Genomic DNA, 16,092 nt, shown 5'->3' on the forward strand with positions numbered 1-16,092 from the left:
TTTCAATACACAGACGCTCTAAAAAGGTAATTGGAACATCGATTGCATTAGTCTTGCGAACAACAGTGAATATATCTCAGCTTAAGGAATAACAAACGGCTGAAAGTCGACTTAGGCGTGTATTTAGGATTTTAAAAAAGGATATTAACTATGAGTCAGGTTAAAAAAGCGGTAATCCCTGTAGCGGGCCTTGGGACGAGAATGCTCCCAGCAACGAAAGCTATTCCAAAAGAGATGTTGCCAGTGGTTGATAAGCCATTGATCCAATACGTGGTAAGCGAATGTGTTGCTGCAGGACTAAAAGAAATTATCCTAGTAACGCACGCGAGTAAAAACAGTATTGAAAACCACTTTGATACCTCTTTTGAGCTAGAAGCCACACTAGAAAAGCGTGTAAAACGCCAACTGTTAGAAGAAGTTCAGTCAATCTGTCCAAAAGATGTAACTATCATGCATATTCGCCAAGGCGTTGCGAATGGACTTGGTCACGCAGTACTTTGTGCTCGACCTCTGATTGGCGATGCGCCATTTGCGGTAGTACTACCTGACGTCATTATTGATGATGCAGCAAGTAATCCTAAGAAGGATAACCTTGCAGACATGGTTGCCAAATTTAACACCAGCCGAGTAAGCCAGGTCATGGTTGAGCAGGTTCCAGACGAAGATATCTCTAAATTTGGTATCGCAGACCTAGACGGCGCGGCAATTGCGCCAGGTGAGTCAGCGAAGATTCACAAAATGGTTGAGAAGCCGCCTCGCGACGAAGCACCTTCTGACCTTGCCGTTGTAGGCCGATACGTTCTGTCAGAAAAAATCTGGGATCTGTTAGAGTTCACGCCTCCAGGCGCAGGTGGTGAAGTTCAGCTTACTGATGCTATTGATGCATTGATGAAACTTGAACAAGTTGATGCTTACTACATGAAAGGTAAGAGTCACGATTGCGGTAGTAAGTTGGGTTACATGAAAGCTAACGTTGAATATGCGTTACGTCACCCATCGTTAGGCGACGAATTTAAAGAATACTTAGCTTCTGTTGTTAAATAGTCTTACTAGGGCTTGTTGATCTTTAGTGTAGATGAAAGAACAGCAGGCCTAAGGCAATTAAATAGCTTTAAACGATTAAAAATGCGCCCTTGCGGCGCATTTTTTGTGTGTGGAGCCAGCGTACCGCCTTTCGCTTTAGTCCTTCTATCTTACCTGTACATAGCCTTCAATTTTATTAAGCATCTTTTCACCGATACCTTTCACTTGAGTTAATTGTGCGACCTCAAGAAACGGGCCTACTTCTTCACGATATTTAATAATAGCTTTCGCTTTAGATTGTCCAACGCCGGGTAGGGTAATTAATTGCTCTACGGTCGCCGAGTTTAAATCGATACGTTGTTGTTGGCTTGTACCTTCATTAGCTTGCGAATTTTCTCTATCCGCTGGTTGAGCGTGAACCGCTGGCGTTTGAATGGCTAGTGCAGATAGTACGAGTAAACCTGAGATTAATTTTTTCATCATCTTTCCTTGTATGTTGCTAAGCGCGCCATAAAGCGTTATCGGCGCAATATTTAAGTAAATGGGTTTAAGTCATGTACCAAAGCGCGCTGACTTTTGTAACCTAGATGCAAGCGGAGCAGGCCTCTTTAAAAATTTCCTGTCTTCTGTTGTGACCAAGTTACAAAGCTCAGCACACTTCAACGTGTACAAAGGAAATAATAAAGGTGAACGAGAAAAGCGGTAGTCCAGTTTTAGTACAGTTTAAAGCAGGGGAGTGATTAATAGAGGCATAAAAAAACGGGCTATTAAGCCCGTTTTGAAATAATTGAAAAGTGTAAGCTCAAACGCTTATAGGCGGTCAAGAAGCGCCTGAGTGAACTCGGTTGTACCTGCTTCACCACCAAGGTCACGTGTTGTGCGATCGCCAGACTCGATAACGTCTTTTAGTGCTGCGCGAATTTTCTCTGCTTTATCGCCCATGTTTAAGTACTCAAGCATTTGCGCTGCTGCCAAGATTACTGACGTCGGGTTAGCTAAGTTCTTACCAGCAATGTCTGGTGCAGAACCGTGAACGGCTTCGAAGATTGCACAATCTTCACCGATGTTTGCACCTGGTGCCATACCAAGACCACCAACTAGACCAGCACATAGGTCAGATAGAATGTCACCGAAAAGGTTAGTCGTAACGATAACGTCAAACTGATGCGGGTTCATCACAAGCTGCATACAGCAGTTATCAACGATCATTTCAGCTGACTCGATGTCAGGATAGCGCTCACCAACTTCACGGGCTACTTTAAGGAAAAGACCTGATGTTGACTTAAGGATGTTAGCTTTGTGAACAGCTGTTACTTTCTTACGACCTTCACGGCGCGCTAATTCATAAGCAAAAACAACGATTTTTTCAGCGCCGTCACGAGTGATCTTACTCATTGCTTCAGCTTCGTTACCGTCTTCTGATACAACTTGGCCAAGACCAGAGTACATACCTTGCGTGTTTTCACGAACGGTAATGATATCGATGTCTTCGTAACGTGCTTTTGTACCTTTGAATGACATCACAGGACGAAGGTTTGCGTACAGTTTGAACTGCTTGCGAAGACTAACGTTGATTGAAGTAAAACCTTCACCAACGGGGGTCGTTAAAGGACCTTTAAGCGCAACTTTGTTTTTTGCGATTAGGTCTAAAGTTTCTTGAGGTAGAAGCTCGCCATGTTCTTCCAGTGCGACTAGGCCAGCATCGGCATAGTCATAGGCAAAGTCACAGCCAACCTTATCTAAAATTTTTGTGGTTGCATCGATAATGTCCGGGCCAATGCCGTCACCGCGAATGACTGTAATACGTTGCTGAGTCATGTGGAGGGATCCTCTGGTAATTCTGTTGTCAAAATCGTTAGGTTTATTCAATTTGTAGCTTGGCGTTTATGAGCCAATTTCTGCCTGCTTACTTATTATAATGGAAAATGTAGGGAAAAAGGGTTAAGCACTGCAAAAGTTGCCGTATTTTATACGATACCTGGCGCAAGTTATAGCCATTCGTAAAGATTAATTAAATAGCCGAGTACGATGTTTAGGAGTAAATGGCGTTACTGCGCGAGCGGACAGAACAAAAGTGACCCATTAGCGTCTAGCGCGTTTACCACATCATCTCGTCGAATACCTAGGATATTTAAAAGTGTTTTGATACTGATATCCTGAAGTAATGAATAAATATCCTGATTAAATAAGCACGCTTTGGCGAGAGCGAAGCTCAACACCAGAATTGCTTGTTCCTTTTGAACTGATCTAGGAACGTCCGTACTTACTTTACTACATTGGTGTATAACGGCACGCCACGTCGAGCTTTGATGCCAACTTCCAGCAAGTTCAGAAGCGATTGCTAGCCAAGGCGTGTCAGGTTTGACCTTGAATGCGCTATTAATGGACACAGCTTTGCTGAGGTCGACGGGTAATGCTCGTGACACTTTAAACCCTGGTAGCGTGAACAAGGGAGTACAAACAAAGGTCATAGTCAATGCGGCAGATTGCGGCGAAAACTTCGAATCGGCGAGTTGTGCGAAATAGCTTGCAAATGAACAAGCCAATAAAGTTAATTGCTTGCACATGCCCATCAGTGGAAATTGGTTTTGCGTTAGCCGTTCTAACAGCGCAAATTGAATAAGCATGTCACCCACACGTTCAATGCCGTAGGTCAAAACCGCCTGTTTAATGCTTTTAACCGGAAGCTGAAGACGGTTGTCCTGACTCGCAGTGTGCATCAAAAAGTGATTAAACGTGGGCACGCTTTCAATTTTTTTGCAAAGTTGTTCAATATCTACATCGCGCTTTTGCAGCTCATCGATAATAGTTATAAGAGCTTTAGGGGGATGCTGAATTGCGAATGTAGAAGGTAAAAATGGTGTGCCGCCATGATTTACTCTCACAGTGGCGGTATCAGTGTAATGAGCAACAAAGTGCTCAAACGGCATTGATAGTGAAATGGGAGAGCGTATTGACGATAGAGGAAGCCACTTTCCATCTTCATCGCCTTGGCTAAGCATAAATACGTAGCCGTGATTTTGCTGAATGTCGACTAGCGCGCCCGGTACGCCGTTTGCGTAAACCTTTGCGCCAGGTAGCACACCATTAAATAGGTTGATAAGTGGTGCAATAGGGGGACGATGATGTGCTGGAAGGCGTAAAACGATCTGAGTGAAAACCTCACGATAATCTGCTTTTTTTGTTTTAGTAGCGAAAACATTTGCTAGGAGACAAAGCCTTTGAACCATATTAAGCCGAATGTCTGCAACGTAGTTTATGGGCTTGTCTGACCGAAATGCTTTTTGAAGTTTAATGATATCCAGCCAAATCGAGAGATTGTGTTTACGCAAAAAGCGAATGATATTGGCCGTTTGGTCGCTTGGTGTTCCTTTACTTGAAAGCCAGAGGGATGCGAGTAAAGACGCAAGCACATGTTGTAAATAGTGGTCGTTTAATCGGCAAAGCTTGCCAAACAGCGCCAATAATAAAAGATGTTGAGTATCTTTGGGAAGGTCATTATCGATGTGTAACGTTGCTGCAGCAAGCGCTGGATTGGCGTTTACTAAAGTCAGGATCCGTTTAGCGATTTTCAACCAATGGTTTATACGCTGCTCGACAGAAAGTTCAGTGTTACCTAACTGAACCAGGCGTTTAAGCGTGGAAATGATGTCGCTCACTCCCCATCCTTCTAACTTTTTTGGTAACTGGAGTAAGCCCCTTCACCCCATGCAATAAGTTTGTCGTTTTCAAAAAGCAACGGTGTACATTCATCTTGCGTGGTTAAGCCGTCAGCGCGCACATGTTGTGTCCTAAAAAACATAACTTGAATAGCTGTGGCACCCTGTCGCTTGGCTTCTGTAATGTCAGGTGAGCCCAGTAACGCCAAAACTTCTTCTCTTGTACTGCCTAACTTTAACTTGGTTATTTGGACACGGTTATATTCTTCACGGTCTTTCCAATCCATATTCTCAGGCTTATCGGGATAGAACGCGATAACCATAAAAACAAACACCGCATAAAGGGCGATGCCAGCTAAAATTAGACGAATAACCTTGGTATTCATGACCGTTACTTCTCGTTTTTCTTTACTTGAATGCTACTGCAAGCCAAAGCCCGACATTGTTCGGGAGCCGAGCATAGGCTAAATGTGCACTACATTCATTCGTTAAACAATACTCTCTAATAGTGTACCGCAAAACGACTACTAAACATAAGTAGTAAACGTAAGCAAATGCGTCTTGCCACGGTCTCGTGTTATTCGCTGTTTCTCTTATCGTTCTTTACAACGTAACATGGTTCGTACGCGCTACCAGGCAGCTTCATTCTATGCTGTTTTACAAACGACTCGAGTAGTGTATCAACCTTCTCCATCAGTGTACTATCACCGGTGAGCTCAAACGGACCATGTTTTTTGATCTGAGCAATGCCTTCTGCTTTTACGTTACCCGCAACAATGCCTGAAAACGCTTTGCGCAAATTGGCCGCTAGATCACTTTTACTTTGATCTAAGTGCAGTTGAAGGTCGGCCATACTCTCATGCGTTGGAATAAAGGGCTGTTGAAAGTCTTGTTCAATTTTTAATGACCAATTAAAGCTGAATGCGTCACCCATCGCACCTCTGAACTTCTTCACTTTTTCAAGGTGTTTATTCATGGTGCGTGCTACTTCTTCTGGGTCATCCACAATGATTTGATATTTTGACTGTGCTTCTGGCCCCAGTGTTGCACCAACAAAGGCGTCTATGGCTTCAAAGTATTCTTCGCTACCAGCTGGCCCTGTTAGAATGAAAGGAAAAGGTTGCTGCGCATTGCGTTCATTCATCAAAATGCCAAGCAGATAAAGTAATTCTTCGGCAGTGCCTACACCGCCTGGAAACACGATAATGCCATGTCCGAGTCTAACAAACGCTTCTAAACGCTTTTCAATATCAGGCATGATAATGAGCTCGTTGACAATGGCGTTGGGCGGCTCGGCGGCAATAATACTCGGCTCAGAGATGCCAATGTAACGGCCTGTCTTGTGGCGTTGCTTTGCATGGCCGATGGTGGCGCCCTTCATTGGACCCTTCATCGCTCCAGGCCCACATCCTGTGCAAATATTCATGTCGCGCAAGCCGAGCTGATAGCCCACTTCTTTCGTGTATTTGTACTCAACTTGATTAATGGAATGGCCGCCCCAGCAGACAATTGTGTTTACGCCATCGTTCCCTTCAAGCGCTTTAGCGTGGCGTAGCATGTCAAACACCATGTCTGTGATGTCGTTACCTTCAGCCGGTGCGGTTTGGTGAAGAAATGCGTACTTGTTACCCATATAAAGCAGGTCGCGAAGGACCGCAAATAGATGTTCGTGTACACCACGAACGAGTTTTTCGTCAACGAAAGCCACTTCAGGAGGGTTCACGAGTTCTATTTTTACGCCCCGTTCACGACGAATGAGTTTTATTTCAAAATTTTCATAAGGAGCAAAAAGTGCTTCGAAATTGTCTTCGTCAACGCCGCTGTTCAATACTGCTAGGCAACAGTTTCTGAACATAGCAAAGAGCTCGCTGTTGGTGGCGTCTTGAAGACGAGAAACTTCTACTTGTGATAGCTGGCTCATCCAGCCAACAGGGTTAAGCTGCACTTTCTTCATATTTTTACTTCCTATAAGTCAGTGCTTAAATCAGTGACTACGAGGTTGCGGCCGTTTCGTTTTGCTTTATAGAGGTACTCATCGGCGCGTTCAAACACAGTTTCAGTAGTATCATTGTCATTGAAACAGGTTGCGCCAAAAGATGCGGTGATTTTTACTTTTTCTTGCTTGAATTTAAACGGCATTGCAGCAAGTTTAGTTCTAACTTCATTAAGCTTTTTATCTATATCTGCCATCTGCGCCTGAGGCAGTAGCATTACAAACTCTTCTCCTCCCCACCTGGCAATAAAATCATTTTCGGACAAGCTTTGTTTTAAGAATTTACTCACTACCTGAAGGGTTTTATCGCCTGCTGCGTGCCCGAATCTATCGTTGATTGACTTAAAATGATCAATATCCACAACGGCGACCGCAAGCAAGTCACCATTTTCTTTAAATTTAGTGAAAGCAGCTTCTAGTCTCTCATTATACGCCTGCCTGTTTGGAAGCCGAGTGAGGGGGTCGGTGCGGCTTTGCATTGCTTGTTCGGCCAGCTTCTTTTTATAGACGCTGGTTTGCTGCTGAAGTGTATCTATTCGCGATTGCATAGAGGAGAGCAGTGCCATTAGCGCTTCTTGACCTTGCTGATCGTTGCTTTGTTGCTCGCTTAACGTAGTCACAAGCTTTTCTACGCGAAACTGTGTCTGCTCCTTAAGTGCTTCTAGAGAACTGCTTTCCGATACGGCTTCTTCGATGTGAATAATGTCACGTTTAAGTTGCTCATTACCAGCTTGGCGCTGCTCGAACTGGGCTTGGCTGCCTTGGATCGTATTGCTGACGTCGCTACTCACTTCACCTAATGAACGGTGCAGACTCTGAATCACTTTTCCTGTTAAGCTCGCCTCTGACATAGCGTCTTGAACGATCATGCGCAAAATTACAACGCAGCTTTTAAGCAGCTGGTCTTCATCCATGCCTTCATCAAGACGTTGCTTTATATCATTGAGTTGCTGATCGTTAGGTTTTTTTTGCGCATAAGAAGCAATAAGGTGATTAAGCTCAACCAAAATAGAACGGTAGTGAGGGTTATCATCTTTAATCGAACGAGCCGATGTGCTTTCATTGTTGGTGGACTTAGTTTCTGTGTTTTCAGATGGCTCAAGTCCAACCATTTTCTTGTTAAGCGCAATGCGGTGAAGCGCAATGGCTTTTGAGTAAAGTTTATAAATACTGAAGATATCACCTACAGGTTGATTTAGCTTAATCAATTCCTGCGTGGTTAACCCTTTTAATTCAGTATCTTCAAATACAATTTTCTGCAGCTGTTTCATCGCATCTTCTAGCGAAGATACAGTATCAACGCTGTATTTTCTCAGAGTTATTTCTTGGTGCTGTAGAGATTTATTAAGCTTTTCAATACTGACCGCCGCTAGGCTGAAATTTGGTGTGCCAGATAGATGGCCACGCAATACCTTGAGTTCAGTATCTATTTTATCGGAGAAGCCCTCGTAAAATGCTGAGAGCTTCACAATAAACTGGCAAAGAAGCGCATTATTTTGTTTTAAAGTTTGTAGTTGTTTTGCTTCCATAATCTCGTCTTAGTTCTAATTCACTGTTACCGCCGCGGCTGTGTTAGCTTTAGGGGTGTACTTCACCGTAATATTACTGACGTGCTTGACGATGATTGGCATAAGGCGCTTCATAATTCGAACGGAAGGGGTTGATGTCTAAACCGCCTCTTCGTGTATAACGAGCGCACACCGTTAACTTATCTGGCTGACAATGTTGCATTATGTCGTTGTAGATGCGCTCAACACACTGCTCATGGAACTCATTGTGTTGCCTAAAGCTAATCAGATATTTCAAAAGCCCTTCATGTTCAATAGCTTTTCCTTCATACCTAATTTGAATACTAGCCCAATCTGGCTGACTTGTGATTAAACAATTAGATTTAAGTAAGTGGGAAATAAGCGTCTCTTTTACTTCTGCACCACTCTTAGCCAGAGCTAAAAACTGGGTGTTGGGGGAGTATTGTTCGATTTCTACATCAAGACTATCTAACAATGTCCCTTCAAATTCTTTAAATTGCAAAGAGGTAAACTGCTCGGGAAGAATTAGCTTTACCTCAATAGTCTCGCCTGCACATGCTGATAAATCAGCCTGTAGCACCTGTCGTACGTCCTCTGCCGAGGCAAACTTTGTCTGATTGAAGCTATTTAAATAGAGCTTAAATGATTTTGATTCAATTAAGTTTTCTGAGGTGATAGGGACATGGCATTCTAAAATAGCAACATTGGGCTTACCTTTTAAATTAAGCCAAGAAAGTTCGTATCCAGTCCAGGTATCTATACCGTCGAAAGGTAGACTAGAGTTAGCGAGATCCAATGTGTCGCGGCTTAAACTGCGCGGGACGCCTTGCAACAAGCCGGGGTTATATTCAAATTCGTAGTCAACCTGTTTACCCAAAGAGAGGTCATCAGGTGCAGTGATAGTAATTTTTTGAGGTGAATTGTCAGTCGACATGTGAACCTTTTATCCATCTACGTGGGGTTTGAATAAGAGAACTGCAGTGGCGAACTAATGTCGTGCAGTATAGTCGAAACAACCCCAGTATTGACTTAACTGTTTAGTTGTATAGTGTACCCCAAAAATACGCAGGTAACGTCATAATGGCTCTAACAATTTCCGCACAATTAGATAAATTTGTATCATCTTATGTCGAACACACCAAGGGAGAAGGGTTAAAGATCGTATATGATAGCGAGTGGCCCTCGCCGTGCTATGAAAAGACGGCGCAAGATGGGGAGTTTGTTAGATGGACACCAACACTGCAGTCGCCCCCGCAGTCTTTCAATAACGTTGAAGAGGCGCTATCGCTAAAGCTAAATCCAGAATACTGTGAATACTTCACTCGTTACTACAGCGATAATTTAAGGGCTGCCGCCCCTCAAGGTCGCTGCGAGCTTCTACAAGTTTTCAATAGCGAAGACTTTGAGCGACTACAACAGAACTTGATTGGCCATTTGCTAATGAAGCAGAGGCTGGGGCAAGCGCCAACGTTGTTCTTTGGGTTGACTGATGAAGAAGATTTTATCTTAACGGTTGTCAATGAAAGCGGTGAAGTTGCACTCGAGCAGGTAGGTAAAGAGCCTTCTCAAATTCTTGCTCCGTCTCTTGCGGCATTTTTGGAGCAACTTACGCCCACTATGTAAGCTGTTTATTTAATTACATTGTCTGGCAGGTATAAAGTAGCCTGCCGGCAAAAGTCATTACTACTTTGCGCTAATTACCTCATTTAGCACACGTTTTAGTTCTGCCACTTCTTTTTCTAACGTCTCTACTCGTGCTTGCAGACTACTAACTTGCCCCGCGCTATTAGTTGAATTTTGTTGCGAGTCTTCTTTTTCGCTTGGCACATCTAATTTAGGTTTATGCGCGTTAAATCGCTTAATTGCCTCAATGGCTTCGGTTACCGATACTTTAAAAGGAGCCCTAGCACGTAAAATCCCCACCGACGGTGTTTTACCTTCTTTATGCATTTGAAGGCATAAAATATGGAGCTGCTGTAAATTAGAATTACTCATAATTCGAAAATGATTCAATGTCGTCAAAGTTAGCAGTGTAGCTTGTGTGTATAGTCAATTTCACTAATAAGTTACTTATCTCACTACTTTTTTTTAAGAGTTCAATACTGGTGAAACTATAATTTATATAAATATCAGTATCTTATATTTTGGCCTTATTCTTGTTTATTCAGTCCTAAATTACGTTATCACTTGTGCATACAATGGTTACTTTTCTCGCGTATTTATGTCTATTCAGTGTCGGTTCACAAAGTAGACGTAGTATCAAATAAAAACAACACACATAATTTAAGGAATACACATGAAAACGGTTCTTCTTTCTTTAGCTTTAGCATCTTCAGTTTTACTTTCAGGCTGTGTGGTATCTGTAGGTGGAGGGTCAGATAGTCACTATGGTGCCGATTGGGAAGATAGAGAGTTTAATAATCGCAAACACATTGCGAATCTTGAGACAGGGACAAGCTACGAAACTGTGCTGAGAAAAATGGGTGTTGCTGACTTTAACGAATTGTTCGAAAAGCAAGACGGCACTTATCGCGTACTTTACTACCGTACTCAAAAAACAATGGGCGACGGTATAACTACAAAAGACGAGTGCACCCCATTAGTTTTCAGAAACGGCAATTTGGTAGGTTGGGGTGACAGCGCCTATAGCTTGATGCACTAAACACGCTTCAATTTTAGTGACTAAATATAAAAGCAGAATTTATCTTTACTTTTAAATGTTAATAAAAAGTTAACATGTGAGGGGTTTTCGAGTAGGCTAAAGTTTGAACAGCTTGTGAGGTGGTTGGCGCAATGTTAAATGCGGCCGCATTTTTATCCACCTTGCCCATCTTATTTGAATGGGCATTTGCAACTAACAACTTTGCGTACAAGGAGCCCCTGATGAATACCGATGCGATTAATAACGCAATAGCCCCCTTGCAAGATACGGTTAAAGCTATCTACTTATCTGTTGATGACCTGAAAGTTGCTGCCTCCATTCTTTACAATGCATACGTAGACGACCCCCTTTTCATCGACATTTTTCAAGCAGAGAAAGAAGGCTATGAAAGCCGCCTTCGTTCCGCGATTCGCGAAGAACTCAACGCATTCTGGGTTGCAGAACAACCCATGATAGGTCTGTTTGATGACGACAGGCTTATCGCTGTGGCGTGTTTAACCGCACCCGATGCGGCATTTGGTTCAGGACGTTACTGGCATTGGAGATTGCGAATGCTTTTGACGGCCGGATTATTTGGTACTAAGCAAATGTTAGAAAAAGAAGAAAAAGTACGCGCCTTAGTACCCGCCGACAATTTCCATATGTTGAGCTTTATCGCAGTACATCCTGATTATCAGCACCATGGTCTTGGACATATTTTATTAGGTGCAATTGACAGCGTTGTAGAAGAAGACGCCAAAAGCGAAGGCATCGCGGTTTTTGTCACCGTGCCTTCCCATCGTCACTTCTTTAACGACGACAATTATCAAATCGTTAGTCAACTTCATTTGTCACATATAGACGGCGATATAATGTTTAGGAAAAAACAAAACTAGTATATTGCCAGGACACCTATACTGAGGTTCTAAAATGGGGTCTAATTTAATGCGTTCAGAATTGAACGCATTAAACAAAACACTGTTTACCTTTCGGACAGTACGTAATCGCGGAACTCGTGACTTTTCGGAGTTACAATTCTCGCCGGTAAAGGGCCGGTATAACTCGATTTCATAAATCTTTGTATATTATCGATATCCGCTAACGAGCCGTTGATTCGATCGATAACTTTTTGAGTGACTAAAATGACACCTTCTCGGGTAACTGTGAAGCCTTGTTGTTTTGCTATAGCGGTATCAGCAATTACGAAGTTAGGCGAGATGTTTACCCCTTTATCAACAATTACATTAGCTAACTTGGCTTCACTGCCTACATTTACCTCGGGTAGCAACACGCTTTTATCTATTATTGACCCTGTGCCAATACTAACATTTGATGACAAAACTGACTGACTCACAGAGCAACTGTTTAACTTACAGCCTGAACCCACTAATACTTGTTTAAGTTCACAGCAGGTCGAGTGGTTACCATTAGTAATTTCGGTGGGCGCCCGTGAAAAAGAGCTTCCCCAAATAGGCCACGTGGGATCGGATAGGTTTAATAAACTTGAGTTATTCAGCAAGTCCATATGAGCTTGCCAATAGCTGTCCAAGGTGCCCACATCTCGCCAATAGGGAATTTGCGCACCATTGGGGCTACGAAAGCGATGAGCGAAAACTCGATGCTGAGCAATAATTGAAGGGATGACGTCTTTGCCGAAATCATGCTCAGAGTTAAGCGAGCCAGCATCTTCGGTGAGTAATTTGAACAATACATCAGCGTTAACTACATAATTACCCATGGAAGCCAAACAATAGTCAGGAGCATCGACCAGTGCATGGGGAACGCGGGGCTTCTCATCAAATGCGGTAATTTGACTATTGCAATCAACCTTTAACACCCCCAACTGATTCACGGCTAACTCAGTAGGCACTTCGATGCATGACACTGTCATTTCAGCATTACTCTTCACATGGGTAGTTAAGAGTTTACGGTAGTCCATGTTATAGACATGATCTCCTGAAAGAATCAAAACGTATTTCGGAGCCACCGACTTAATATAACCCATGTTCTGATAGCACGCGTCTGCCGTTCCCTGATACCAGCTTTCAGACCGTTGTTGTGATGCCGCTAAAATATCCAATCGACCGCCAAAGCTGTTGTTCAACGGGCTCCAATGCTGCATCAAATGGCGAATTAAACACTGTGACTTATACTGAGTCAGCACGGCAATTTGCTTTAGACCTGAATTAACACAGTTCGATAATGGAAAATCTATAATACGACAGTGGCTCCCAAACTCTAGTACAGGCTTAGCGCGCATTTTGGTTAATTCTTTCAACCTTGAGCCCTGGCCACCGGCCAAGACTAAAACTAAGGTATCTTTCATTATCTGGTAAATATCTGTTTCAGCATTCATATCAGGCTCCGAATTCAGCCGTCCCTGGCGCTATTTGTATCTAGTCTGTTATCTCAATCTTACGCTGTAATTCCTGTGCTTTAGCCGATTTAGGAAGAAGTATCTTGAGTACTCCTTTCTTAAAATTTGCGTTAATAGCATCTTGCTCTACGCTCACAGGTAACCTGAAACTACGCTGAAAACTGCCGTAACTACGTTCCATCACGTGTATGTTGTCTTCTTTATCTTCATCGCTTTCATACTTCTTCTCCCCGCTTATAGTGAGAATGTCGTCTGACAGCGATAGTTTTATGTCCTTACTCTCTAACCCCGGTAATTCCGCAGTCAATTCATAGCTTTTTTTACGCTCAACAATATCGACCTTGGGCGTAACGAAATCTAGTTTGGTGTCTATAAGACCGGAGAACTCTTTTGAAAAGGGAAAATGACTAGAAAAATCTTGAAAGAAGTTATCAAGGGCCTTTTGTCCAAAGAAGCTAGACAAGAAGCTGTTTGATTTACTGTCACTGGAACGATTAGTTATGGGTAAATTACTCATAATAAGTCTCCTATCGCAATAATAAGTAGATTATGGTGAGCCGAACTACCTAAGCTTTGACTTATCAGCTGCTAATAGTTAACAAGATTTAATCGCTAATGATATTGATCCCAGTCAATATAAGAATAGTTTATTTTTTAATCGATAGTGGAAAAGGTATTGCAAATTTTCACCGCGCTTTAGACAAGCGTAAACGGAGCACGATTAGATATTCGCTCTTATATGCTTATAACTAATATGTCGTCTGCATTGCTATGCCATTGAGGAAAAGTACCGTCCATTAAACTTGTAGTCACAAGCTTAGCTTTCAAAGTAACTCAAGATGTAGGTAAACTTTGTTAACGCTTTCTTGGTTGTCCTCTCGTTTCCTAGCATATTTACAAAAATGCATTTTTGCCTCATTCGCTTGTAAGACATTTCCTACAAACGCTGTGAGTGATCTTACCTAAATTCTGAAAGAAAAAATTATACTAAAGTATAAAGTCTTTGATTCTATTGCATATTTTTAAAAGTAGTCGAAAGTCGTACAAAAAACTTTCTTAAATCCCTGTAATTCAATATGGCGGTAATAATTGGAAGGGATACTATGAACATGTCACAAGGAAACACGACGAGTCACGGATTGAGTAAGGAATCATCAACGGAATAAGTTAGGACAACTTAAGGATGAGACTCTCACAAGGCAGTGAGTAAAGGGAAGGGAAAGCAGATAGGATGCTGCATTAAACGGACGTTGAAAACGGATTTGATAGGGAATAAAGGAATTCAAGGACGAGAAACGTGATAGGACATCACAAACAGGACGTTGCAGGGATAAAGGGACTAAAGCTAGCAAGGAGCTAGAGGCAAGGAGCCAACGGCAGGAGAGCCATCAAGGAATTTCTAGTTTGCATGGACGAGCAAACCAAGGATGAAAGAAGGACATGCTAAAGGATTAGCAAAGCTGTAGCAGGATGTGCAGCGAAAAATGGAACGAAGGAAGGGATCGTCAGCGGAGCCTGACAAGGACAGCCTCAGGATGAGGAACACTGCATGTAGGATGTGCAGTAATTTAGGAAAAAAGGAAAGGGACCTACGCATGGAAGTGTAGCTCGCACAGGAAGGCGCGAGAGTAGATGGAAAGGGGCGTATACGGATTTTAATCGGGAAGATTTTAGTCGCAAAGGATCGCGGAGAAGGATACTCAAAATTCCAGGAAAAAGGGGAGCCGCTAGGTTGTACTAGCTCAGACTTGATCTGACAGTTACCCGATTTTCAAGGTGCCGCTGTCAGATTAGATTTGAGCTAGATTCTTCTCAGCCCAAGCCTGTTTCCCATCGATTAATGTTTCCAGTGGCGTTCTACCACAGCACATTTTGCCCTGATGAGTTCTTTCATTGTTGTAGTAATCCATCCACACGTCCAGATCTTTTTGAAGCTCTTCTAACGAAGCATAGAGTTTTTTGCGGAAGGTTACTTGATAGAACTCATTCAATATCGTTTTGTGGAAGCGTTCGCAGATTCCATTAGTTTGTGGTGACATCGCTTTAGTTTTCGTGTGGTCGATATCGTTTATCGCAAGGTAAAGCTGGTAATCATGGTGCTCTACCTTCCCACAATACTCAGTACCACGATCGGTAAGTATTCTAAGCATAGGTAAGTCATGCTGCTCGAAATACGGTAGTACCTTATCATTGAGAGCATCAGCGGCCGTTATTGGCGTCTTGGTAGTGTAGAGTTTGGCGAAGGCGACCTTACTGTATGTATCGATGAAGGTTTGCTGATAGATACGGCCTACACCTTTCAAGTTTCCAACATAAAACGTATCTTGCGAGCCTAAGTAGCCTGGGTGGAGGGTTTCTATCTCGCCACAAGCCTCGTCATCATTCTTCTTTTTCTCTAACGCGGCAATCTGCGAGTCCGAGAGGATTATGCCATCACTAGCGACTTTATCTTCCAGTGCTCTCAAGCGCTTTTTGAAGTTCTCCAAGTCATGACGAAGCCAAATAGATCTAACGCCACTGCCAGAAACAAATATACTTCTCTTTCTAAGCTCATTGCTCGTTCTGTGCTGGCCGTGCGCTGGAAACTCGATAGCGTAATCAATAACAGCTTGTTCTGTTACTTCATCAACGCGGTTCTTAAGATTAGGTGCTCTGCGACTTTTATCGATTAACGAGTCGATTCCACCATCCTCAACAAGTTCTTGATAACGGTAAAAAGTATCACGCGAAACGCCCATGACTTTACACGCCCTTGATACATTTCCGAGTTCTTCGGCGAGATTAAGCAAACCTGCTTTGTGTTTAATGATTGGATTGTTAGTATGCAACATGAGAGTTACCTATTTTGTTTTGATTAAAGATTCGACACC

General features: G+C 42.8%; 15 protein-coding genes. 4 read left to right on the plus strand and 11 right to left on the minus strand.

Features of this window, described 5'->3' with window-relative positions; translation table 11 throughout:
• The first annotated feature begins 150 nt into the window (after window positions 1-150).
• The gene (gene galU, locus WA381_RS01920) at window positions 151-1,044 is read left to right on the plus strand and encodes a UTP--glucose-1-phosphate uridylyltransferase GalU (RefSeq protein WP_014975843.1); all 894 of its coding nucleotides are present in this window, start codon (window positions 151-153) and stop codon (window positions 1,042-1,044) included.
• Between the two features lie 144 nt (window positions 1,045-1,188).
• Here the strand turns inward: galU and WA381_RS01925 are convergent, their stop codons facing one another.
• From WA381_RS01925 to queF, 7 genes are all read right to left on the minus strand, one after another.
• Window positions 1,189-1,503 carry a ComEA family DNA-binding protein gene (locus tag WA381_RS01925; RefSeq protein WP_156086037.1) on the minus strand — a complete coding sequence of 105 codons (315 nt, stop codon included), beginning with the start codon at window positions 1,501-1,503 and terminating at the stop codon, window positions 1,189-1,191.
• Between the two features lie 330 nt (window positions 1,504-1,833).
• A complete protein-coding gene (locus WA381_RS01930) occupies window positions 1,834-2,841 on the minus strand; it encodes an isocitrate dehydrogenase (protein ID WP_014948534.1) in 1,008 nt (335 codons plus the stop codon).
• Window positions 2,842-3,071: 230 nt separating this feature from the next.
• Window positions 3,072-4,682, minus strand: coding sequence for a histidine kinase (locus WA381_RS01935; RefSeq protein WP_156086038.1), 1,611 nt, complete (start codon window positions 4,680-4,682; stop codon window positions 3,072-3,074).
• 11 nt (window positions 4,683-4,693) lie between these two features.
• Complete coding sequence (locus tag WA381_RS01940) at window positions 4,694-5,068, minus strand: DUF3192 domain-containing protein (RefSeq protein WP_014948536.1); 375 nt, start codon at window positions 5,066-5,068, stop codon at window positions 4,694-4,696.
• 191 nt (window positions 5,069-5,259) lie between these two features.
• Complete coding sequence (ppnN, locus tag WA381_RS01945; protein ID WP_014948537.1) at window positions 5,260-6,636, minus strand: nucleotide 5'-monophosphate nucleosidase PpnN; 1,377 nt, start codon at window positions 6,634-6,636, stop codon at window positions 5,260-5,262.
• Window positions 6,637-6,647: 11 nt separating this feature from the next.
• On the minus strand, window positions 6,648-8,204 hold the full coding sequence (locus WA381_RS01950; protein WP_156086039.1) for a diguanylate cyclase: 1,557 nt from the start codon (window positions 8,202-8,204) through the stop codon (window positions 6,648-6,650).
• Window positions 8,205-8,277: 73 nt separating this feature from the next.
• Window positions 8,278-9,138, minus strand: a complete 861-nt coding sequence (gene queF, locus WA381_RS01955) for an NADPH-dependent 7-cyano-7-deazaguanine reductase QueF (protein WP_156086040.1) — start codon at window positions 9,136-9,138, stop codon at window positions 8,278-8,280.
• Between the two features lie 146 nt (window positions 9,139-9,284).
• Between queF and syd the strand changes: the two genes are divergently transcribed.
• Window positions 9,285-9,827 carry a SecY-interacting protein gene (syd, locus tag WA381_RS01960; protein WP_156086041.1) on the plus strand — a complete coding sequence of 181 codons (543 nt, stop codon included), beginning with the start codon at window positions 9,285-9,287 and terminating at the stop codon, window positions 9,825-9,827.
• Between the two features lie 60 nt (window positions 9,828-9,887).
• Here the strand turns inward: syd and WA381_RS01965 are convergent, their stop codons facing one another.
• Entirely contained in the window at window positions 9,888-10,199 is a 312-nt protein-coding gene (locus WA381_RS01965; RefSeq protein ID WP_049585976.1) for a hypothetical protein, read from the minus strand.
• Window positions 10,200-10,500: 301 nt separating this feature from the next.
• Between WA381_RS01965 and WA381_RS01970 the strand changes: the two genes are divergently transcribed.
• Both WA381_RS01970 and WA381_RS01975 read left to right on the plus strand, forming a co-directional pair.
• Window positions 10,501-10,866, plus strand: a complete 366-nt coding sequence (locus WA381_RS01970) for a DUF3192 domain-containing protein (protein WP_014997556.1) — start codon at window positions 10,501-10,503, stop codon at window positions 10,864-10,866.
• Between the two features lie 221 nt (window positions 10,867-11,087).
• On the plus strand, window positions 11,088-11,741 hold the full coding sequence (locus tag WA381_RS01975; protein WP_044556927.1) for a GNAT family N-acetyltransferase: 654 nt from the start codon (window positions 11,088-11,090) through the stop codon (window positions 11,739-11,741).
• Window positions 11,742-11,827: 86 nt separating this feature from the next.
• Here the strand turns inward: WA381_RS01975 and glgC are convergent, their stop codons facing one another.
• From glgC to WA381_RS01990, 3 genes are all read right to left on the minus strand, one after another.
• The gene (gene glgC, locus WA381_RS01980; protein ID WP_156086042.1) at window positions 11,828-13,201 is read right to left on the minus strand and encodes a glucose-1-phosphate adenylyltransferase; all 1,374 of its coding nucleotides are present in this window, start codon (window positions 13,199-13,201) and stop codon (window positions 11,828-11,830) included.
• A 40-nt stretch (window positions 13,202-13,241) separates the two neighbouring features.
• Complete coding sequence (locus tag WA381_RS01985) at window positions 13,242-13,739, minus strand: Hsp20/alpha crystallin family protein (protein ID WP_197044392.1); 498 nt, start codon at window positions 13,737-13,739, stop codon at window positions 13,242-13,244.
• Between the two features lie 1,273 nt (window positions 13,740-15,012).
• Window positions 15,013-16,053: an IS481 family transposase gene (locus WA381_RS01990; protein WP_156086044.1), complete on the minus strand. Its 1,041-nt coding sequence runs from the start codon at window positions 16,051-16,053 to the stop codon at window positions 15,013-15,015.
• Window positions 16,054-16,092: the final 39 nt, after the last annotated feature.

This window comes from Alteromonas sp. CH_MED4-4, from assembly GCF_037029575.1.
In the GTDB taxonomy this organism is placed as follows: domain Bacteria; phylum Pseudomonadota; class Gammaproteobacteria; order Enterobacterales; family Alteromonadaceae; genus Alteromonas; species Alteromonas macleodii.

Excerpts from the sequence above, each read along its gene's own strand:
- WA381_RS01975 (WP_044556927.1), top strand. The coding sequence starts at position 11,088 with ATGAATACCGATGCGATTAATAACGCAATAGCCCCCTTGCAAGATACG.
- galU (WP_014975843.1), top strand. The coding sequence starts at position 151 with ATGAGTCAGGTTAAAAAAGCGGTAATCCCTGTAGCGGGCCTTGGGACG.
- WA381_RS01985 (WP_197044392.1), bottom strand. The coding sequence starts at position 13,739 with ATGAGTAATTTACCCATAACTAATCGTTCCAGTGACAGTAAATCAAAC.
- queF (WP_156086040.1), bottom strand. The coding sequence starts at position 9,138 with ATGTCGACTGACAATTCACCTCAAAAAATTACTATCACTGCACCTGAT.
- WA381_RS01930 (WP_014948534.1), bottom strand. The coding sequence starts at position 2,841 with ATGACTCAGCAACGTATTACAGTCATTCGCGGTGACGGCATTGGCCCG.
- ppnN (WP_014948537.1), bottom strand. The coding sequence starts at position 6,636 with ATGAAGAAAGTGCAGCTTAACCCTGTTGGCTGGATGAGCCAGCTATCA.
- WA381_RS01970 (WP_014997556.1), top strand. The coding sequence starts at position 10,501 with ATGAAAACGGTTCTTCTTTCTTTAGCTTTAGCATCTTCAGTTTTACTT.
- WA381_RS01965 (WP_049585976.1), bottom strand. The coding sequence starts at position 10,199 with ATGAGTAATTCTAATTTACAGCAGCTCCATATTTTATGCCTTCAAATG.
- WA381_RS01990 (WP_156086044.1), bottom strand. The coding sequence starts at position 16,053 with ATGTTGCATACTAACAATCCAATCATTAAACACAAAGCAGGTTTGCTT.
- WA381_RS01925 (WP_156086037.1), bottom strand. The coding sequence starts at position 1,503 with ATGAAAAAATTAATCTCAGGTTTACTCGTACTATCTGCACTAGCCATT.
- WA381_RS01950 (WP_156086039.1), bottom strand. The coding sequence starts at position 8,204 with ATGGAAGCAAAACAACTACAAACTTTAAAACAAAATAATGCGCTTCTT.
- glgC (WP_156086042.1), bottom strand. The coding sequence starts at position 13,201 with ATGAATGCTGAAACAGATATTTACCAGATAATGAAAGATACCTTAGTT.
- WA381_RS01940 (WP_014948536.1), bottom strand. The coding sequence starts at position 5,068 with ATGAATACCAAGGTTATTCGTCTAATTTTAGCTGGCATCGCCCTTTAT.
- syd (WP_156086041.1), top strand. The coding sequence starts at position 9,285 with ATGGCTCTAACAATTTCCGCACAATTAGATAAATTTGTATCATCTTAT.